Origin of the sequence: Undibacterium sp. Di26W (assembly GCF_049340265.1) — a bacterium.
GTDB lineage: Bacteria > Pseudomonadota > Gammaproteobacteria > Burkholderiales > Burkholderiaceae_D > Undibacterium.
In genome coordinates this window covers 17,911-37,752 of sequence record NZ_JBMPOR010000004.1, presented here as the reverse complement: position 1 = coordinate 37,752, position 19,842 = coordinate 17,911, and the positions used below count along the sequence as shown (strand labels likewise).

Sequence of the window (19,842 nt, the reverse complement as noted above, 5' to 3'; positions counted from 1 at the left end):
GTTTGTACCTGGTTTGAATTTGACTTGATCTGTTAATAATCAGCGCAACAATTCAACTTCAAAGGCACCACGCAGGGCATTGCACAGCATGATTTTTTCGGCCATCAATACATCGTCCAGCACCAGGCTGGATTCGCGCAAACCAAATTGCGGGTCATCCAGCAAGACGGCGCGCATAATGCCCGGCAATACACCATCGCTAACAGGCGGCGTCAGCCATTTTCCATTTTTTTTCAACAGTACGCTGCTGCGCCCGCCCTCGGTCAGATGACCGTGTTCATTGAAGAACAGCATATCAAACGCGCCCTGCTGTTCGGCTGCCTGCCAGGCAGCGTCGTACTGCTGGCGTACGCTGCTCTTGTGGCGTAAAAACAAGTCGTCGTGGCGCGTTGTTGTGGTCGCCAACATGACAGCTGGTCTGGCTGGCAGCGGGGTTAACGCGCCGCTGCTCAACTTGATGTCCAGCTTCGCATTGATTGCCAGCCGCAAACGACAAGCCTGCGCTGGCGGCAATTGCTGGCAGGCCTCCTCTATGCGCTGCCGTATCAGGGATTCATCCCAGGAAAAACCAAAATAGCTGGCTGACGCGCGCAGGCGTTGCAAATGGCGATCAATGTGGCGACAGCCATCTGCACGACTGGCATGCATGGTTTCAAACAGTTCAAATTGTGCTGGCAAACCGGTTAAAAAACTGGCTTTCAGGTGGCATTCAGCAAATTCTTCCTGGGCCTCGCTGTCATACACGATGCCGGCACCGACTCCCAATACGCCACGGCGTACACCTGTCATCTGCTGCGCTGCCGGTGCCTGCAATTGCAAAGTCCGTATCGGTACCGACAGACAAAAATCCCCCAGACTGGCAGGCGCTTGCGGCGGATCAAACCAGCCTATGGCACCGGTATATAAACCACGCGCCTCGCTTTCCAGTTCACGTATGATCTGCATGGTGCGGCGCTTGGGTGCACCGGTAATCGAACCACAGGGGAATAGCGCAGTCAGTATCTCGCCCAGGCCCAGCCCCTCCCGCAATTCAGCCTGCACCGTCGATGTCATCTGCAAGACGCTGGAAAAGCGGCTGACTTCAAACAGGGCCGGTACCTTGACGGACCCGGTAGCAGCAATGCGGCCCAGATCATTGCGCAACAAATCCACGATCATCAGATTTTCAGCGCGATTTTTGCTGTCGGCTGCCAATGCGGCGGCAAGACGCTGGTCTTCATCGGCATCACCACTGGCTGCGGCAGTGCCTTTCATGGGCCTGGCCAGCAATTGCCCCTGCTGATGGCGGACAAATAATTCCGGTGAAAACGACAGGACAGCCTCGCCGTCTGGCAGGCAAATCAGCGCCCCATAGGGCACAGGTTGACGCTGCCGCAAGCGCTGGTACAAGGTCAGGAGTGAACCATAACTGTCAAAATGCAGGCGGTAAGTGTAATTCACCTGATAGGTATCACCAGCTGCGATATAGGCAAGCACACTGGCTATCCCGGCATCAAACTGTGCTGCATCAACATTCGCGCGGACCGCGGCAATACCGGCGATATCGGACACGTCGCCAGTTGCAGGTGCACAAGTCACCAATTGGAGATTCAAGAAATCCTGTACCTGTGCCGATGTCAGTACATGGCAGTGGCGAAAAAGCAATATCTGCGAAAATGCCTGCTCCGCTTGCCCCATCTGCCTGTCACGAGGTGCAATGTCCTGTAACTGCGCCCCGGTTTCATACGACAACAGGGCAACGGCAAAGCAGCCCTGTTGCAAGGCGGCCTGGGTATCCTGCCATAAACCGGGCCACTCTTCTTTCGAACGGCAAAACAGCCTGGCTTGTAAGTCAGTGTACAGGCGTGACTGGGCAGTCTCGGCCTTGGCATCATCGAGCAAGGCAAAACATTCCCCAGCCAGCGGCAAAGGAAAGGGCAATGAAACATTGTTGGGAAAATCTGACACGCTTTTTCAGGCCAATGAAGAGATGAGGCGCAGTTTACCCGCAGACGCAGACTTGTGCATGTCCTGCTTTTTCAGCCTGACCTGCGAGAGCTTGCCAATATTAAAGATTGTGATTAGCAGAGACACCATTTTTATATGACATTGCCCTGCCACAAAGGTATAGTCGCTCATTGATGATTTCCCCTGCACAAATTCGGTCTATCTTCCCATCCATGCAAAATGCTTTTTTCAGGTTGCCATTGGCAAAAAAAATATTTCGCCAGAATCTGATCACGATGGCAATCTCCATGCTGGTCGTGCTGTTGTTGACCTTGGGGGTATCCACCTACCTGATGCAGGCAAGCATACGCGCAGAAACCATCTATAAGGCCGACACGCTGGCCAGCAATATGGCCGATGCGATGGCAAGCGGCGACACCCGCCAGTTGCAGAATAGGCTGTTAAATGCCACCAATACCCAGGACATGCAGAGTGCCACGGTGTATGACCGCAACGGCCAGGCCATACTGGCCTGGAATATACAGGGGCAATTGATCAAGACCAATGAGTTCAGCGCCGTTTCCCTGGTCAGGCGTCACCAGTCTGAATACCGTTCTGGCTATTTCATGGCTATTGCGCCTATCACCAATGGGAGTGCCGTGATTGGCCAGGTGTTGCTATACAGCAGTAGCCAGCCGCTACGTCAGCATATACTGAGCTTTTTACTGGCCGGTGGTTTGATTGCTGTTTTGATGACGGTCGCAGCAGCCTACTGGCTGACGAAAAAACAGTTACAGGACTTGCGCCCCATCCTGGCCCTGACTGTCATCGCGGAGAAAGTCTCGACTCTGGGTGATTACAGCCTGCGCGCACCGCAAGACCCCGAGCATGATTTTGGTAGCCTGAACATGCATTTCAACCTGGTGCTGGCACGCATGGAGGCTTGGGAAAATGATATGCAAAGCGAAGCCCGCGAGCGCCGCGAAGCTGACAGCCGCCTGGCCATCCTGAACAATCATGACAGCCTGACCAAGTTACCGAATCGCCATTATTTCCACCGGCTGGTGACCAATTGCCTGGACGATGCCGTCGCCAGTGATGAACTGGCAGCGCTGATGTTTATCGATCTCGATCACTTCAAGGGCTTGAGCGAGAGTTTTGGTTACGATGCCGGCGACCTGATCCTGACAACCATGGCCAGCCGCTTGTGCGCTGTCTTGCGCAACACCGATACCCTGTGCCGGGTAGATGGCGATGAATTTGCCGTCATCATGCCGCAGGTTGGTAATCTGGAGGTGGTCAAGACCCTGGCCGAGCGCCTGGTGCAGGCCATCCATCAGCCCATGACCTTGCGTGGCAAGCAAATCGTCATCACCGCCAGTATTGGTGTGGCCTGCTGCCCCCTGCATGCCAAAGAACAACGCCTGTTCCTGCATAACACAGATGTCGCCTTGAAAGCAGCAAAAGCAGAAGGCCGCAATACCTGGCGGCTGTTCAGCAGCGACCTGCCGAAGGCGTCACCACCTATCCAGCATCAGGAATTCTGACCGTCCGTCAAAATTCCATCAATAAGCGATACGCAGGCGGCGAAATAAAACACCCAATACAAACAACGGGCCTATCAGTAAAAAACGCAGGTCATCAAAGAAGGAAGGTTTCTTGCCTTCTATTTTGTGGCCGATGAACTGCCCTATCCAGGCCACCACAAAAATCCCCAGCGAGATTTGCCACATCCATTGCTGTGGCAGTTGCGACAGTACCCACAACATACTGGCTGACATGGCCAGCATGCCAATAGCAAAACTGACAGACAAACTCATGTAATAAACCAGCGACACGACCGTCACCAGCAAGGCAGCCAGTGGATGCGCTGCCCAGATCAGCCCCAGGAAAGATAAAACGATGGCGGGTACACAGACGCAATGTATCAGTTCATTGGTCGGGTTCAAGTGACTTTCGCTGTATTTCGACAGTAACAGGTCTATCTGCCTGGCTTGTGTGGTGTGAGGTGTGTGTGGGGCGCTGCCTGGTTCCATGATGATCTCCTTTAATTTTTAGGACTTACGCAAAACCGCCCCAGCTGCGTTGTGGCTCCTCTCCTAGGAGCCGTGTACTAAAGTACTGCCTTCGTCGCCACGCCTTGCTGGGCCAATTTTTCGTAAGTCCTGATTTTGTATTGATGCGCACCAGCCAGTACGTTCAGATCAGCCCGGCCGTGTGGCATTGCATATGTGCACGGTCCAGACTAAAGCATCAAACAGCATCGCGCTTGAACGCAATCGCCATCCTGTGCAATTCTGAAGGTGCGACTCCCATCATGCTGCGAAAGGTACGGCTCATGTGGGCCAGGTCGGCAAACCCGGATTCATGGGCGGCGGCGGTCATGTTTTGCCCTTCCGCGACAAAAGCAACTGCATCCAGCATGCGTGACCACAGCAAATACCGCGACAGCGTCATGCCGGTCTGTTGCCGGAATAAATGGGTAAAGCGGCTTTCAGACAAATGCACCTGGCGCGCCAGACTGGCACCAGTGCATAGCCCGTCACGTTGCCTATGGATATGGGCCAGCGCTTGACTGATGCGGGTATCATAATTGGTCGTCAGCAGACTGTCCGGCAATGCGCATGCCTGCCACGCCAGACGCAGGACCTCTGCGCCCTGCATATCGAGCGCGGCGGCCTGGTTTGCCAGTGTCGCGGCGATAGCGGCAAAGGCCGGATGCTGTCCAAATGCCGCTTGCAGATCGGTAAAATCGGTCTGGCTGGTGCGTGGCAATTCAATGAAAAGATGGGCCAGCATGCCGCCATTGCTATCAATCTGGTGCATACGGTTGGCAAGGAAACAGGCACTGCGGGTTTCCGTCCAGGGCTCGTCGGGTGACAGGCGCGCCCGGAATGACCGGTCCAGGCCGTAGCTGAGTTGCAAGGCAAAATGCGCATGCGGCGTGGAATCGATGCCCGGCGAAATAACCAGTGCATATCCGCGCCACAAGAATAAGTGTCCTGGTCGAACCGGCAGTTTCATGGGCGATTAGCAGACTGCGTGACGGTCCCGCAGATTGCAGGACACCATTACGACCGAGTATGGCACCAGCACTAAATGAACGTCAACAGCGAAACGTCAACAGCGGGACGTCAACAAAGATGGGCTTCCACAGCGCGAGGTCAATCACCCCAGCAGCCACTGCCCACAGGGTCAGCTCAGCAACAGGGCAATTTGCATGGGAGCCAGGTCAGTCGGCGATAATTTGAAGCCGGACTTGGCAAAGCGCAGCCAGCGGCCCATCACAAAACTGCACAAGAGGTTGGCTCGTGCCTGCACTTCGGCTTCCGTCAGATATCCCTGGCTGACGGCCAGACGCAGGGATTGGCGAAATGCCATTTCCAGTCTTTCAGCCAGCTGGTTCATGCGCAATTGCAGGCGTTCATCTTCATTCACCAGTGCATCGCCAATCAGGACACGGGTCATGCCGGGATTTTTTTCGGCAAAATTCAATAACATGCCGCAGATTGATTGGGCCTGCATCAAGCCCTGGTCCTGGGATTCGCAAATCTGGTTGATCAGCCCGAAAATCGAGGCTTCGATGAATTCGATCAAGCCTTCGAACATCTGGGCCTTGCTGGCAAAGTGCCGGTACAGCGCCGCTTCTGATACTTCGACCCGGGCTGCCAGGGCAGCCGTGGTGACTTTTTCACCTTTGGGGTGCTCAAGCATGGCCGCCAGCGTCTGGAGGATTTGTAATTTTCTTTCGCCGGGTTTGGTGCTTGCCATGTTTTTATCAGTATGAAGTAAATTAATAAATGCCGGAGATCAGATTCCAACAGGCAACATGTCACCGCTACCGCAGCGGATTTTAAAGACTGACTTGCAGCTAAGCAATCCCCTTGCCAGCATTCTGTGTCAGAAACAGCAAAAAAATGAAGGTTCTACGGCATTTGAAGCAAAACAGAGGGGATCAGCGCGCAAACAGGCGATAGCTTTGGCGCGGTAGTTGCATGACTGATTTTACTTTCACATCGGCACAAGCAGCAGATTTTTTCAGTTGATGGGCCGGAGTGTAACCAGTTACCCACACCGTACGCAGCCCTTCCTGCTTGGCGGCACGCAGGTTTTCTATGCTGTCTTCCACCAAAACACAGTCGGACGCCCGCTTGCCATAGGTGGCCAGGAGCTTGCGCAGATAGGGGCGCGAAGGCTTGGGTTGCAATTGGCCATGCACGCGCATGGCTTCTACCGGTATATGGGCATCAAAATGGCGATGCAGGCCCATGTGACGCAGCACGCGGCCAGAATAGGCACGGGGCGCATTCGTCAGCAGGATTTTCTTGCCTGGCAGGCGACGCAGCAGTTTTTTCAGGCCACGTTCATGCCGTATCATGCTGCTGAGGTCATCAAAATGATGCACTTCATGCAAGAATTCATCGGCCCTGACGCCATGGTGCCTGACCATGCCCAGCATGGTGACGCCATAGCGCGCATAGTATTCCTGCCGTATGGCATTCACCCTTTCAGGATCTGCCGGTGTTTCACCATCGCCCAGCACACGTGCCAGGAAGGCATTCATATTGCGGTTGATGGCCGGGAAAATCGCGTGCGAAGCATTGTGCAGGGTATTGTCGAGATCAAACAGCCACAGGGGCGCGGAGCGTCTTCGCATCAGACTGACACTCCGCCTACAGACAATCCGCCCATCAATGGCTGCGTATCATGGTACCGAAAGCCTGCTCGGTCAACACTTCCAGCAACAGCGAATGTTCGATGCGGCCATCGATGATATGCACGGTGTTCACACCTGACTTGGCAGCATCCAGCGCTGACGAGATTTTCGGCAGCATGCCGCCGGAAATCGTGCCATCGGCAAACATTTCATCAATTTCACGGGCAGATAAATCGGTGACCAGATTGCCCTGCTTGTCGATTACGCCGGGGATGTTGGTCATCATGATCAGCTTTTCAGCCTTCAGGATTTCGGCAATCTTGCCAGCAACCAGGTCGGCATTGATGTTGTAAGCCTGGCCATCTTCACCAAAACCTATGGGTGAAATGATGGGGATGAAGGCATCATCCTGCAGCGCTTTGACCACCGCCGGGTTGATTGCATCAATTTCACCGACAAAACCGATATCCAGCATGGCACCCGGGTTTTCACGATCCGGCATCATCATCTTGCGGGCACGGATCAGGCCACCGTCTTTACCGGTCAAACCCACGGCCTGACCGCCATAGTGATTGATCAACATGACGATATCCTGCTGGACTTCACCACCAAGTACCCATTCAACCACTTCCATGGTTTCTTCATCGGTGATACGCATACCCTGGATGAAGGTACCCTGCTTGCCCATCTTCTTGAGGGCATTGTCGATTTGCGGGCCACCACCGTGGACCACGACAGGATTCATGCCTACCAGCTTGAGCAGGATAACGTCGCGGGCAAAGCCATGTTTCAGGCGTTCTTCCGTCATCGCATTGCCGCCGTATTTGACGACGATGGTTTTGCCGTGGAATTTACGGATATACGGCAGGGCTTCCGCCAGGATTTCGGCTTTGATGGCAGGTTCTACGCCTGCCAGTCTGTCTTCGGTTGCAGGCGCTTCTGCCGTGTTAGCATTCAAATCACTCATATGACGGTATCCTGAAGAGATGATGAGCAGGACTTTCAGAAAATCGCCCCAGTTGTGTTGCAGCGCCCGGTCGACCAATGCTACTGTTGTCGTCGCTACTACGTCTTAGAACCTGTTTTCTATCTTAAGCGCGAGCGTGATCGGGGCTCATGCGCTGCTCAAAATGCTCATGTACTAAAGTACATTCCGCTTTTTGCGCGGCTCTTCACCCCGCTGATGCACGCACACTCGCTCGCTACAGATCGTAAACAGATTCTTACGGGGACAATTTTGTGAAAGTCCTGAAAAATAGGTTATTTTATCTAACCTGAATTTTACAGGAATTGCAGCGAAAGCTTTTTCAATTCAGTTACGAAACTTATGCCATCCATAACAGATCTGCACCAACAGCTGGAAATTTTACGTCCCGGCCTGTTTCGCTTTGCACAATTGCAACTGCGAAATGAAAGCGCTGCAGAAGATGCCGTGCAAGAAACATTGCTAGCAGTGCTAGAAAAACCGGACAGCTTTGCCGGTAATTCTTCATTGCGCACCTACGTCACCGGCATACTGAAGTTCAAGATCATTGACCACCTGCGCAGCCTGAAAAAAGAGAAACCGCTGGAAACAAAAGAAGATGAATCCGAAGACGACCTGATCGACAGTTTATTTAATGCCAATGGTCACGTGATCGGTACCCCTTCCGGCTGGGGGGCACCGGAAGCAGCTTTACAACAAAAAGACTTTTTCCGCGTACTGGAAGTCTGTCTGGAAAACTTGCCAGCCAAAACTGCCCGGGTTTTCATGATGCGCGAGTGGCTGGAACTGGAGACAGAAGAAATTTGTAAGGAATTGGAACTGACCACGTCTAATCTTTGGGTAGTGCTGTATCGCGCACGTCTGCGGTTGCGTGAATGCCTGGACCTGAACTGGTTCGGCCACAAGTAGCAGAGGAAAACACATGTCATTATTTATCGCTTGCAAACAGGCACACCAGCTTATTTCGGAAGGCATGGACAGGCGACTGAGCCTGTCCGAACGCAGCAAATTGAAAATGCATCTGGCCATATGCGATTATTGCACCAGTTTCAATGGGCAAATGTCTTTCATGCGCACAGCCATGCGGCAATCTGCCTTGCGGACCTTGTCATCGACAGAGACTGGCAAGCAGGATGGCGGCGAATGAGCATTTGTCCACGTTGCCAGACGGCGTTTACCTGTGCAATGGCAGACCAAACTGGTCAGCCTTGCTGGTGTACGGCCCTGCCGCCGATCGCCCTGAGCAGCTTGCCTGATGGTAAACTGAACGCCGACGCCAGTTGTTTTTGTGCGCAATGCCTGCCTCAATGGAAGGCCGAGCGTGAAGCCCTGCGGGACCAGGCCAACGACGCCGATCCGGCAATTCAGTTACCATAAGCCTTTTATATCTGGTTAGTTCAGCATGTCCAACGATACGCCCCTCGCTTACAAAGCTGTCAACGTCCCTGTTTCACAGCGCATCCGTGAACGTATCACGGCCAGCAAAACGCGCTTTCACGCCAACGACAATATCGCCCGTTTCATCGAAGCAGGCGAAATGGAGGAATTGCAGGCAGAAGTGGAAGAAAAATTGCGTGCCGTATTGGAAAGCCTGGTGATTGATACCGAAAGCGATCACAACACCCAGGATACCGGCAGACGGGTGGCGAAGATGTTTATTCAGGAAGTGTTCAAGGGGCGCTATGTGCCCATGCCTTCCGTCACTGAATTCCCGAACGCCTCGCACCTGAACGAATTGATGATCATCGGCCCGATCACGGTACGCAGCGCTTGCTCGCATCATCTTTGCCCGATTATCGGCAAGGTCTGGATAGGGGTCATGCCGAATGAGCATTCAAACCTGATCGGCCTGTCGAAATATGCCCGCATCGCCGAATGGGTTATGAGCCGCCCGCAAATACAGGAAGAAGCCGTGGTACAACTGGCCGACACCCTGCAAGAAAAAATGCAGCCCGATGGCCTGGCCGTGGTGATGGAAGCAGATCACTTTTGCATGCACTGGCGTGGCGTCAAGGACATGGAAACGGCCATGATTAACAGTGTGATGCATGGTTCCTTCCTCAAGGATGCGAATCTGCGCCGTGAATTTTTATCTCTGATCAAACGCTAACCGGGATTGACCATGCTAGTACGCCTACTTTATGCCAGCCGCGCTGTTGACGATAAAATCTGCGACATGGTGCAATCCATCGTCGGCCAGTCACGTCTGCACAATCCACAATTTGGAATCACCGGTGTGCTCTGTCACAGCGACCAGGTCTTCATGCAGGTGCTGGAAGGTGGCCGCGACGCGGTCAACACCCTGTATGGCCATATTCTGCGCGACCCTCGCCACACGGATGTGATCTTGCTCGACTATGAAGAAATCCTTGAACGCCGCTATTCAGGCTGGACCATGGGTCAGGCAAACATGGGAAAAATCAATCCCTCCATCCTGCTGAAATATTCTCCCTTGCCGGTGCTGGAACCACATCGCATGTCAGGCAAGATTTTGCTGGCACTGATTGATGAATTGATGGCGACGGCGTCCATCGTCGGCCGTACCTGAGCCACCAGCTGTGGTGCAATGAATAGCGCGCATTGCTCGTGTTTACGATCTTATAGTAACGCGCCGGCACGGAAGAAGAACAGCTTTGCAATCACCGAGCCAGGCATCTGTTCGATATTGATGTTGTACTGCATGACGCTGTCGTTGTAGGCCTGGCGTGAAAACACGATCTTGCTTTCCGTATTGCTCAGCTCTTCGCTCAACTGCACCATGTGCGGGTTGGCCCTGAGATCAGGATACGACTGGGACAGCGCGTACATTTTTGCCAAGGCGGCGATCAGTGCCACTTCGGCAGCAGCCAGTTGCTGTACTGCCTTGGCTTTAGACGGATCTGCACTGGCCTTGTCAATTGCGGTCACAGCCAGATTGCGCGCCATGATGACTGCCTCCAGCGTTTCGCGCTCATGCTTCATATAGCCTTTGGCAACCTCGACCAGGTTTGGTATCAGCTCATAACGTTGTTTCAGATGGGCATCAACAGGTGAAAAAGCATTCTTGAAATGATTGCGTGCCAAGATCAGGCGGTTGTAGACGCCGATCACCCAAAATACCAGCAGGGCGCCGACGACCAGCGATACCAATGCGAACATGATTTCTCCTGTCAAAGATGAAGGGCAGGGGCATGTGGGCAGAAAGATTTGCCGGCGCAGTTTCATGCACTACAGCAAGAACACTGCGCCTCCTTTCAAAAAAACAAAACCGACAACATGTCGGTCTTGCTTGCTTACAAATTCAATTAATTATTGTTTTCGGTCTTGTTTTCCATCTTGTTAGGCGTGACCTGATATTCTTTCCATTCCGCTTCGCTGATGTATTCAAACACTTTCACCACTTTGCGAACTCCACTGATACTGCTGGACAGATCGGCAGCCAGGCTACCTTCACGCTGGGTTACCCTGCCCATCAGATAAACAACACCGGCCTCGCTCACGACCTTGATGGCATTCGCCTGCAATTCCTTGTTGTCAACGAAGGTCGCTTTGACCTTGGTGGTCAGCAAGGTATCGTTGGAACGTGCAGCGAAGTCTGAGGAGCCGGCAACCTGCAGTTCATTCATGACTGAAACAACGCCGTCTATGGCCTGCATTTCGCGCTCTGCTGCGGCCTTGGCATTTTCATCCACGACTTCACCGGTCAGCAAGACGCGACGGTTAAATGAATTGACGTTGACATGGCCATTTTTTCCAAGCAGACGCGGAATGCGGGTCTCGCCTTTGATCACAATGGCCTTGTCTTCGGTCTGCGCACCAAAAGTGCGGCGGTCAGTTGCGGCAAAGGTGCCGACTACCGCACTGCCAACCACCATTTCCACGCAACCCTGCAGGCTCATGGCGGCAGCAAAGCACAGCCCAAGCGTCGCCATGGGACGGACAAACTTGTTCCAGGTTTTTTTACTCATCTACATCACCTCCAAATAATGCGGCATCTATGCCGTCACACAAACAGTGTATGGCCAATAAATGAACTTCTTGTATGCGCGCAGTACGCTCATGCGGTACGCATATATGTACGTCTGCCTCAGTCAGGATATTCCTGATTTCACCACCACCCTTGCCAGTCAGCGCAATCACACGCATATCCCGTTCAAGCGCAGCATTGACCGCATTGACCACGCTGGCAGAATTGCCTGAAGTGGAAAGGGCCAGCAAGATATCGCCAGACTGCCCGAATGCCTGTACCTGCTTGGAAAACACTTCCTGAAAACTGTAATCATTCGCCACAGCAGTCAGTATGGATGTATCGGTTGTCAACGCCATGGCAGGCAAGGGCAGGCGTTCACGTTCAAAACGTCCTACCAGTTCAGCAGCAAAATGCTGACAATCCGCGGCCGAACCGCCGTTGCCACAGGCGAGTATCTTGTTACCGTTAGACAATGCCAGGAACATGAGTTCCACGGCTTGTGAAATAGGCAGGGCCAATTCGGCAGCTGCCCTCATCTTTAATTCGGCACTTTCCTGAAAGTGCGCCAATATGCGTTGGTTTGTCATAGTGCGTCAAATTATACGGCAGGCCGGGCCTGACCAAGCAATTATCGCAAATTCAAGGACCTGAGCACCACGCTGCGGCATGGGGATATCCATGGTGAGTAAGGATATTCGTTCAACATATCAGGCAGAAACGATGTTTTACTGTCTGTTGGTGACACTTGTCGCCATTTTCCCCCATTCTTCAGGCGACAATAATATTTTTCAGCCAGTTGATGCTGTCACCATCCATCGCGATCAAATCGAAACGGCAGGCCGCCTGCGATTTTTTTGACAGCAAATACACCTGCGCCGCATGCACCATGCGTCTTTGCTTGGCTGGCGTGACGCTGGCCACGGCACCACCAAACTGCATGGAACTGCGCTTTCTGACTTCGACAAACACCAGTGTTGCACCATCCAGCATGATCAAATCAATTTCTCCCCCTTTGCAGGAAAAGTTTTGCAGCACCAGCTTCAAGCCCGCTTTTTGCAAATACAGCAGTGCCTGGTTTTCGGCTTCATCGCCACTGCGACGACGGCTGGTACGGCGGTCATCCTGCGGCTGGTCAGCTTGCGGTTGGGCGGTCAGGGTAGGTCTCATTGGCGTACAATCCTGATAAATTGATTTAATAAACAGAAGCTGTTGCAATGTTCGGCGGCCCGTCACCACGGGCCATAGCATGTTGCAACAACTGCCCTCTTGCACAGGAACGCGCACGCATGACCACGACTGAAAATGCACTGTTCACAAGTGCCAACATCATAGAAACGGTAACCCGGCAAAATTATCCGGCTGGTACATTATATGTAGTCGCCACGCCAATTGGGAATGTCGCGGATATTTCTTTGCGTGCCCTGCATTTGCTGTCGCTGGCCGATGCGATTGCCTGCGAAGATACCCGCAATACGGCGCAATTGCTGACGCGTTATGGCATCAGCAAACCATTGATCGCAGCCCATCAACACAATGAACGTGAAGTGGCAGAAAAAATCCTGCAACGCCTGCAGGCAGGGGACCGCATCGCCCTGGTATCAGATGCCGGTACGCCAGGCGTATCCGACCCTGGTGCCAAAATCGTTGATGCGATCAAACTGGCCGGGCTGCCGGTAACACCTCTGCCGGGTGCTTCGGCCGCCATCAGCGCCCTGTCGGCCAGCGGCCTGATCCATGACCGGTTTTATTTTGTCGGTTTCTTGCCCGCCAAGGCAGGCCAGCGCGAGAGCATGCTGCGCGAAGTAAGTAATGTGGCTGCCAGCCTGATTTTTTATGAGGCACCACACCGCATCATCGAATCAGTGCAAGCCATGCTGGCGATTTTTGGCCCGACACGACGTATCGTGCTGGCACGTGAAGTCAGCAAACTTTTTGAGGAGATCCACCGTTGCCCACTAAGTGAAGCCGCAGCCTGGTTGGCGGCTGACAGCCATCGCGAAAAAGGTGAATATGTGATCCTGATCGAAGCTGCTGCGGTGATAGAAGAGGATCAACAGGCGGAAGCCCGGCGCGTATTGACTATCCTGCTGGAAGAATGCTCGGTCAAACAGGCGGCATCACTGGCCGCGCAATTGACGGGGCAAAAGAAAAACGCCTTGTATCAACTGGCACTGGAAATGAAGCAGGATGATGAAAAAAACTGAACCAACTCCCTGCAGGTCCTAGTGCAACACTACACTAGCGCTGTACCACCATGGGACGACCCACGCCCAGCTCATTGGCCTGGGCAATCGCGGCGTTGGCTTCGGAACGGCTATTGAATGGGCCGCTGACCAGACGGTAAAGACTACCCTGCCGGACGATATCAAAACCCGGCAGCAGGCTGGTTGCCCTGCCCTTCAGATGGCTCATGATGGATTCGGCATTGGCCCGTATCGCATAGGCACCAAACTGTATGTAATAGGCGCTGCCTGTTGATGCCACCGGGGCAGTTGTTGCTGCCGGCAATTTTTCTACTGGCCGGTTTTCCTGCGCGGCCAGCAATTCTTCCATGCTCATACCGGGTGTTTTTTCTGCCGGTCGGGCCAGGGCTTCTTCCCTCGCCGGCACCGGTGTCGGCATAGCGGCGGCAAGCACAGTCACCGGTCTTGCTGGCGGCTGGTTCTTGCGGTTTTCTGCCATTCTTTCTATATCAGCAGGCAACAGACGCTCCACCTCCAGCTGGGTGCTACCCTTGCCGATGACATCCAGTTTCAGCGCGGCGGTGTATGACAGATCAATGATGCGGGTGGCGTGGAAGGGGCCTCGGTCATTGATGCGTACAATAATCTGCTTGCCGTTATTTAAATTGGTGACCCGTGCATACGAAGGAATCGGCAAAGTAGGATGAGCAGCAGTGATTTTATACATGTCATACAGCTCACCGGAAGATGTCTTCTGCCCATGGAATTTCTTGCCATACCAACTGCCTATGCCGCGTTGTACAAAGGGTGTGCTGTTGTCTGCAATCGGAGTGTAGGTTTTGCCAAATACCACATAGGGTTTATTACCCGAACGGGAAAAATCTTCCACCATGGGTACCGGGTCTATCGTGTTTTCCAGCCCTTCGGGCGGGTTATCGCCGGGGCCGTCATCCTTGTAATAGGCACCTTTTCCGGAATTGGCTTTGGGCGCGGCAGCAGCCTGGTTGCCGCTAGCGGGTTTGGTACTGGTAGCTGGACGCTGATTATCGGCGATGATGACATGTTGTTTCGGTGCGCTACCGCAGGCCGCTAGCAAGATCAGGCTGGCCAGGCTGACCAGGAGCAGGCTGCTCTGTCGAATTTTTTGCGTCCAGACTGTTTTCATGTTTGCACCAGCTTGCGGTTACGCTGCACACTCATCATGATACCCAGACCCATACCCAAGGTGACCAGGGCGGTGCCACCATAGCTCATAAATGGCAAGGGTACGCCGACCACAGGCACGATGCCGCTCACCATGCCCATGTTCACAAAGGCATAGGTGAAGAATATCATGGTCACGGCACCAGCCATCAAACGTGCAAACATGGTGGGTGCATTTGCCGCAATCATCAGGCAACGTAAGATCAATAGAAAATACAGGCTGACCAGTATCACATTGCCGACAAAACCAAATTCTTCGGAGAAAACGGCAAAAATGAAATCGGTCGTATGTTCGGGTATGAATTCCAGATGGGCCTGGGTACCTTTCAGAAAACCCTTGCCATGCAACCCGCCCGACCCGACAGCAATGGTGGACTGGATAATATGAAAACCTTTGCCCAGCGGATCCCGGTTCGGGTCCAGCATGGTCAGGACGCGGTCACGCTGATAGTCATGCATCATGGGCCAGACCACCGTCGGGATAATCAGGGCGGCAGCAACACCCAGCGACAGCAGAAACTTCCAGGACAGCCCTGCCAGAAACACCACGGTAAAACCGGCGGCGACAACCAGCATGGCCGTTCCCAGATCAGGCTGTTTGGCAATCAAGGCCACTGGTATGCCCAGGATGACGGCGGCAATGACAAAATCGCGCCAGCGCAAAGCCCCTTCGCGCTTTTGGAAATACCATGCCAGCATGAGCGGTGTGGCTATCTTCATCATTTCGGAAGGCTGTATGGTCATACCGACGTTAATCCAGCGCCTTGAACCTTTTTTGACCAGGCCAAAGGCTGCCACTGCCAGTAACAGGGCGATACCAAAGGTATAGATTGGAATGGCAAAGCGCATCAGGGTTTGTGGTGGCACATTTGCAGCTATCCACATGATGATGAAGGAAACCAGAATGTTCCTCAATTGATCTTCCACGCGCCCAGGGAAATCAATACCGGCCGAATACAGCGTGACGATGCCGATGGACATGATCAGGAAAATCAAAATCGCCAGCGTCGCATCAAATACCAGAATGTGCGAGCGGACAAAATGCCAGTTAATACCGCGTTTTTGCATGATCAATCCTTATTGCCGCTGGTTTCGCCACCGGGCTTCGGCCCCGGGTCTGGTTCGGCAGGTGTTTTTATTTCTGCATCGGAACGGTACAGGGCCATATCACTTTGGGATTTTGGTGGCGGTACAGGGTCTTTGCTGTCCTTGTCCTGCGGGCGTTTTCCCAGCAGATAATAATCCAGCGCCTTGCGTACGATAGGGGCTGCCGCTTCCGAGCCATAACCACCATTTTCCACAATAATCGCGATGGCGATCTTGGGTTGGTCGGCCGGGGCAAATGCGATATACAGAGAGTGATCCACATGACGTGCAGTGATGCGTTTGGCGTTATAGGTTTCGCCCTTCTTGATCCCGACCACCTGCGCCGTACCAGTTTTACCACCGGACACATATTCGGCATTCATAAATGCTTTTGCCGATGTCCCTTCCTTGGTCACACCCACCATGGCGTTTTTGATGAAATCAATATTTTCCTGCTTGAGTGGAATTCTATAACTTTCCTTGGGCACGGTTAACGTCCGCTGACGACTTTGTGGGTCTTCCGTCATTTTGACCAGATGCGGTTTCATAACCACACCGTTGTTGGCCAGAGTCGCGACGGCATGCGCCATTTGCAAAGGAGTGAACGTATTTTGACCCTGTCCGATACCGAGGGAGATCGTGTCACCCAGCACCCAGCGTTTTTGCTCGGGCTTTTTGAAAGTCGCACGCTTCCAGGCCGTAGATGGCAGCAAACCGGTGCGTTCATGTTCCAGATCAATGCCGGTCTTTTGCCCGAAGCCAAACGGTGCCATGAAATCATGCATGACATCCACCGTCAGGTCATTCGCCAGCATGTAGTAATAGGTATCACAGGATTGCACGATGGAACGGTACATGTCGACCATGCCATGCCCGCCTACCTTATCGTCTTTAAATGTATGGTTACCGAAAGTGAAATAACCCGGATCGGCAATCGCCTGCGTCGTGGTACGCTTGCCCAGTTGCAGTGCAGCCAGTGCCATGAAGGGCTTATAGGTGGACCCCGGTGGATAGGCACCTGTCAGTGGCCGGTTCAGCAGTGGCTTGTCTTCCGAGGAGTTCAATTCAGTCCAGCTTTGCTGATCGATGCCTTCTACAAACAGATTCGGGTCATAGGTGGGTTTGGACACAAATGCCAATACGTCGCCTGTGACCGGTTCTATCGCCACCAGTGCACCACGGCGTTCGCCAAATGCTTCTTCTATGATTTTTTGCAGCTCTATATCCACCGACAAGATCAGGTTTTTTCCTGACGTGGGGGCAGATCGCGACAATACCCTGACGGCACGCCCGCCGGCTGATACTTCCACTTCTTCAAAACCGGTATTACCGTGCAGGATTTTTTCGTAGCTTTTTTCCAGCCCTTCCTTGCCTATGTAATCCGTACCATTGTAGTTGGCGGCGTCTTCCATCTCATCGATAATTTCGGCATCGTTGGGGCTGATGCGACCGATATAGCCAATCACGTGGGATGCCGCATCACCCTGTGGATATTGACGAAACAGACGGGCCTGGATATCGACACCGGGGTAGCGAAAACGCTGCGCCGTAAAGCGGGCGACCTCTTCATCGGTCAGGCGGGTACGTATAGGCAGACTTTCGAAGCTTTTGGAATCTTCCAGCAACTTGCGAAAACGCTTGCGGTGCTTGGGTTGTATATCGACCAGTACTGCCAGTTGATCAATCAGTACATCCAGATCAATGCGGATTTTGGAGGGTGTAATTTCCAGCGTGTACGCAGAATAATTACGCGCCAGGATGATACCGTTACGATCCATGATCAGCCCGCGATTGGGTACGACGGGTACGATATCGATACGGTTTTCATCTGCCAGCAAGGCATAGTCATTATGCTTGATGATCTGCAACCAGACAAAACGCGAAATCAGCGCAGCAAAACACAGGAACACGAATACACCAATGAAAAGCAGGCGCATGCGGAAATAATGTAATTCGCGTTCCGTGTTCTTGAGTTCGGTCATAGGGTCAATGTGGGACTAACTTAACAGATGCGATTCGGCAAGTTGCTCATGCTGGGTGGGCAGAACCAGCGCGCCCGTACTAGATGGGACGGGTATCGTCCTTATCAATCGCCCTTTTTTGCGGTGCCAGCAACAGCAGGGTAGCGACTGGCCACAAGGCTGTAGTCACGATACTGACCAGGAAATACATCCAGCCAGGGAAATGGGCATTCGGCGCCACCAGCAGGCGTACTGTCACCTGCACTACCTGGGCAAACAGGAATAGCGGGAATACATGCAGCGACTGGGTCAGCGGATGAAACCACAACACGCGCCTGTGTATCATGATCGCAAAATACGACAGCAAAGTGTAAGCCAATGCGTTTTCACCAAGATTGACGGAGTCATGCACGTCCATCAGCAAGCCCATGGCAAATGCCACGCCTATGCCTACCTTGCGCGGCTGATGAATGGTCCAGAACACCAGTACCAGGGCAACGAAATCCGGTATCCCTATCCAGCTACCCCAGGGTAGGAAATTGAGGAAAAAAGCAACCGCAAAACTGAGTGCAATGAAGACTGGGCTGACTGGTAACAGTATGTAATGGGGACTGTTCATTGTCCTTTCTCCTTGCTGGGTGCCGGCGGGCTTTCTTTGACAGGTGCATTTTTGACTGGCTGATCTTTAACGGCCACGTCTTTGGTAGGGTTAGCTAGCTGGTTAGCAGGCTGATTGCCTGGCTGGCTGAGTGGCGCATCCTTGACCGGACTATCCTTGACGGGTACATCTTTAACCGGATTGGCCGGTGCATCCTTGGGCGGCTGATTGAAAGGCTGATCGACCGGACGCACATCGGAAACCGGTGCGGCGGCATCACGCGTCACCTTGCGATTCAGTTTTTCTTTCTTGGCACGCACATCTTCTGTATCAGGGCGTGGCAGATTGTCCATGGATACCATCAGCACCAGTAACTGCTTGTTGCGGTCAATGCCAGCAGCGGGAACGCACAGGATGTTTTCAAAGGTAGTGGTAGCCTTGTTTTCCACCTGCACCACCTTGGCCACCGCCAGACCAGCCGGATAGACACCATCGATACCGGAAGTCACCAGTTGATCACCATTTTGTATATCTGCATTGGCGGTCAGGCGCATGTCCAGGTAACTGGATTGCCCACGTCCATAGGCAACGCTGCGCAAGCCATTGCGGATGATCTGCACCGGTATGGCCTGATTCTTATCCGTCAGCAAAGTGACCTCTGCCGTCAATGGAAACACTCTGGTGACCTGGCCAACCACACCGAGGTCATCAATCACAGGCTGACTGAGTGCCACGCCATGCTTGATACCGCGATCGATAATCACCTTGCGGGTAGATGGGTCACGGGCATCATAAATGATCTCGGCCATGATAGATTTAACGGGCAGGCGTTCACGCGCTTCCAGCAATTTGCGGAAACGGTTATTTTCCGCCAGCAATTGCCCAGTCTGTTGCATGGTATCGGCATTTTGTGTCTGTTGCCGGCGCAGTTGGGCATTTTCTTTTTCCAGCGCAGTCACCGACACAAAGTAATCGGAAACCCGCTTGACGGTATCACGCGGCATGACCGCTATCATCTGCACAGGGTAAAGCACGGTACCCAGTACTTGCCTGGCCAAAGTCAGTGATTTAAGACGGGAATCGACAACCAGAAGAAAAATCGCCAGGACGGCGAAGAAGACCACTCTGGCGCGGGCAGACGCGCCTTGTTTGAAGAGTGGTGGTGGGCTGTAATCCATACTTTACCGGTGAGTCTCAATAACCAGTGTTAACCAGTTTTTATAAGCAGAAATAGCCTGATCGAGGTTTTTTCAGTTGGTCAGAACCGCAGTAGCGGCTCTTATCACGTATTCAC

Annotated in this window: 23 protein-coding genes; 7 read left to right on the top strand and 16 right to left on the bottom strand. The window is 53.1% G+C overall.

Annotation, left to right across the window (positions count from 1 at the left end; translation table 11 throughout):
- Positions 1-39: 39 nt before the first annotated feature.
- Together pabB and ACO0LM_RS06285 are read right to left on the bottom strand one after the other, a co-directional pair.
- Positions 40-1,947, bottom strand: coding sequence for an aminodeoxychorismate synthase component I (gene pabB / locus ACO0LM_RS06290; protein WP_423035343.1), 1,908 nt, complete (start codon positions 1,945-1,947; stop codon positions 40-42).
- A gap of 6 nt (positions 1,948-1,953) precedes the next feature.
- On the bottom strand, positions 1,954-2,118 hold the full coding sequence (locus tag ACO0LM_RS06285; protein WP_423035341.1) for a hypothetical protein: 165 nt from the start codon (positions 2,116-2,118) through the stop codon (positions 1,954-1,956).
- A gap of 104 nt (positions 2,119-2,222) precedes the next feature.
- Here ACO0LM_RS06285 and ACO0LM_RS06280 point away from each other — a divergent pair, with 104 nt between their 5' ends.
- On the top strand, positions 2,223-3,473 hold the full coding sequence (locus ACO0LM_RS06280; protein ID WP_423035339.1) for a diguanylate cyclase domain-containing protein: 1,251 nt from the start codon (positions 2,223-2,225) through the stop codon (positions 3,471-3,473).
- An 18-nt stretch (positions 3,474-3,491) separates the two neighbouring features.
- Here the strand turns inward: ACO0LM_RS06280 and ACO0LM_RS06275 are convergent, their stop codons facing one another.
- The 5 genes from ACO0LM_RS06275 to argB all read right to left on the bottom strand — a co-directional run bounded on the left by ACO0LM_RS06275 (position 3,492) and on the right by argB (position 7,550).
- A complete protein-coding gene (locus ACO0LM_RS06275) occupies positions 3,492-3,962 on the bottom strand; it encodes a DUF962 domain-containing protein (RefSeq protein ID WP_423035337.1) in 471 nt (156 codons plus the stop codon).
- 217 nt (positions 3,963-4,179) lie between these two features.
- Entirely contained in the window at positions 4,180-4,950 is a 771-nt protein-coding gene (locus ACO0LM_RS06270; protein WP_423035335.1) for a helix-turn-helix transcriptional regulator, read from the bottom strand.
- 171 nt (positions 4,951-5,121) lie between these two features.
- Positions 5,122-5,697 (bottom strand): nucleoid occlusion factor SlmA, encoded by a 576-nt coding sequence (gene slmA / locus ACO0LM_RS06265; protein WP_423035333.1) that lies wholly within the window; start codon positions 5,695-5,697, stop codon positions 5,122-5,124.
- A 184-nt stretch (positions 5,698-5,881) separates the two neighbouring features.
- Positions 5,882-6,583 (bottom strand): pyrimidine 5'-nucleotidase, encoded by a 702-nt coding sequence (locus ACO0LM_RS06260; protein ID WP_423035332.1) that lies wholly within the window; start codon positions 6,581-6,583, stop codon positions 5,882-5,884.
- A gap of 34 nt (positions 6,584-6,617) precedes the next feature.
- Positions 6,618-7,550: an acetylglutamate kinase gene (argB, locus tag ACO0LM_RS06255; RefSeq protein WP_423035330.1), complete on the bottom strand. Its 933-nt coding sequence runs from the start codon at positions 7,548-7,550 to the stop codon at positions 6,618-6,620.
- A 360-nt stretch (positions 7,551-7,910) separates the two neighbouring features.
- Here argB and ACO0LM_RS06250 point away from each other — a divergent pair, with 360 nt between their 5' ends.
- The 5 genes from ACO0LM_RS06250 to ACO0LM_RS06230 are packed head-to-tail and all read left to right on the top strand — an operon-like array spanning position 7,911 to position 10,116.
- Positions 7,911-8,477: a sigma-70 family RNA polymerase sigma factor gene (locus tag ACO0LM_RS06250; RefSeq protein WP_423035328.1), complete on the top strand. Its 567-nt coding sequence runs from the start codon at positions 7,911-7,913 to the stop codon at positions 8,475-8,477.
- Between the two features lie 13 nt (positions 8,478-8,490).
- Positions 8,491-8,715, top strand: coding sequence for a zf-HC2 domain-containing protein (locus ACO0LM_RS06245; RefSeq protein ID WP_423035326.1), 225 nt, complete (start codon positions 8,491-8,493; stop codon positions 8,713-8,715).
- A complete protein-coding gene (locus ACO0LM_RS06240; RefSeq protein WP_423035324.1) occupies positions 8,712-8,945 on the top strand; it encodes a cysteine-rich CWC family protein in 234 nt (77 codons plus the stop codon). The genes ACO0LM_RS06245 and ACO0LM_RS06240 overlap by 4 nt, the downstream gene beginning before the upstream one ends.
- Before the next feature lie 25 nt (positions 8,946-8,970).
- A complete protein-coding gene (gene folE / locus ACO0LM_RS06235) occupies positions 8,971-9,678 on the top strand; it encodes a GTP cyclohydrolase I (RefSeq protein WP_422983751.1) in 708 nt (235 codons plus the stop codon).
- A 12-nt stretch (positions 9,679-9,690) separates the two neighbouring features.
- Positions 9,691-10,116, top strand: coding sequence for a BLUF domain-containing protein (locus tag ACO0LM_RS06230; RefSeq protein WP_423035322.1), 426 nt, complete (start codon positions 9,691-9,693; stop codon positions 10,114-10,116).
- A gap of 50 nt (positions 10,117-10,166) precedes the next feature.
- Here ACO0LM_RS06230 and ACO0LM_RS06225 read toward each other — a convergent pair whose 3' ends face one another.
- From ACO0LM_RS06225 to ACO0LM_RS06210, 4 genes are all read right to left on the bottom strand, one after another.
- Positions 10,167-10,706 carry a LemA family protein gene (locus tag ACO0LM_RS06225; protein WP_423035320.1) on the bottom strand — a complete coding sequence of 180 codons (540 nt, stop codon included), beginning with the start codon at positions 10,704-10,706 and terminating at the stop codon, positions 10,167-10,169.
- Between the two features lie 146 nt (positions 10,707-10,852).
- Positions 10,853-11,515 carry a BON domain-containing protein gene (locus tag ACO0LM_RS06220; protein WP_423035318.1) on the bottom strand — a complete coding sequence of 221 codons (663 nt, stop codon included), beginning with the start codon at positions 11,513-11,515 and terminating at the stop codon, positions 10,853-10,855.
- Positions 11,508-12,104, bottom strand: a complete 597-nt coding sequence (locus tag ACO0LM_RS06215; RefSeq protein ID WP_423035316.1) for a phosphoheptose isomerase — start codon at positions 12,102-12,104, stop codon at positions 11,508-11,510. The genes ACO0LM_RS06220 and ACO0LM_RS06215 overlap by 8 nt, the downstream gene beginning before the upstream one ends.
- Before the next feature lie 181 nt (positions 12,105-12,285).
- On the bottom strand, positions 12,286-12,684 hold the full coding sequence (locus ACO0LM_RS06210; RefSeq protein ID WP_423035314.1) for a YraN family protein: 399 nt from the start codon (positions 12,682-12,684) through the stop codon (positions 12,286-12,288).
- 119 nt (positions 12,685-12,803) lie between these two features.
- Between ACO0LM_RS06210 and rsmI the strand changes: the two genes are divergently transcribed.
- Positions 12,804-13,721, top strand: coding sequence for a 16S rRNA (cytidine(1402)-2'-O)-methyltransferase (gene rsmI / locus ACO0LM_RS06205; RefSeq protein ID WP_423035312.1), 918 nt, complete (start codon positions 12,804-12,806; stop codon positions 13,719-13,721).
- 34 nt (positions 13,722-13,755) lie between these two features.
- Here rsmI and ACO0LM_RS06200 read toward each other — a convergent pair whose 3' ends face one another.
- From ACO0LM_RS06200 to mreC, 5 genes are all read right to left on the bottom strand, one after another.
- Positions 13,756-14,865 carry a septal ring lytic transglycosylase RlpA family protein gene (locus tag ACO0LM_RS06200; RefSeq protein WP_423035302.1) on the bottom strand — a complete coding sequence of 370 codons (1,110 nt, stop codon included), beginning with the start codon at positions 14,863-14,865 and terminating at the stop codon, positions 13,756-13,758.
- Entirely contained in the window at positions 14,862-15,971 is a 1,110-nt protein-coding gene (rodA, locus tag ACO0LM_RS06195; RefSeq protein ID WP_423035299.1) for a rod shape-determining protein RodA, read from the bottom strand. The genes ACO0LM_RS06200 and rodA overlap by 4 nt, the downstream gene beginning before the upstream one ends.
- Before the next feature lie 2 nt (positions 15,972-15,973).
- Positions 15,974-17,971, bottom strand: a complete 1,998-nt coding sequence (mrdA, locus tag ACO0LM_RS06190) for a penicillin-binding protein 2 (RefSeq protein ID WP_423035297.1) — start codon at positions 17,969-17,971, stop codon at positions 15,974-15,976.
- Between the two features lie 79 nt (positions 17,972-18,050).
- A complete protein-coding gene (gene mreD, locus ACO0LM_RS06185; RefSeq protein WP_423035295.1) occupies positions 18,051-18,569 on the bottom strand; it encodes a rod shape-determining protein MreD in 519 nt (172 codons plus the stop codon).
- Positions 18,566-19,726 carry a rod shape-determining protein MreC gene (gene mreC / locus ACO0LM_RS06180; protein ID WP_423035293.1) on the bottom strand — a complete coding sequence of 387 codons (1,161 nt, stop codon included), beginning with the start codon at positions 19,724-19,726 and terminating at the stop codon, positions 18,566-18,568. Before mreC ends, mreD begins: the two co-directional genes overlap by 4 nt.
- Between the last annotated feature and the right edge of the window lie 116 nt (positions 19,727-19,842).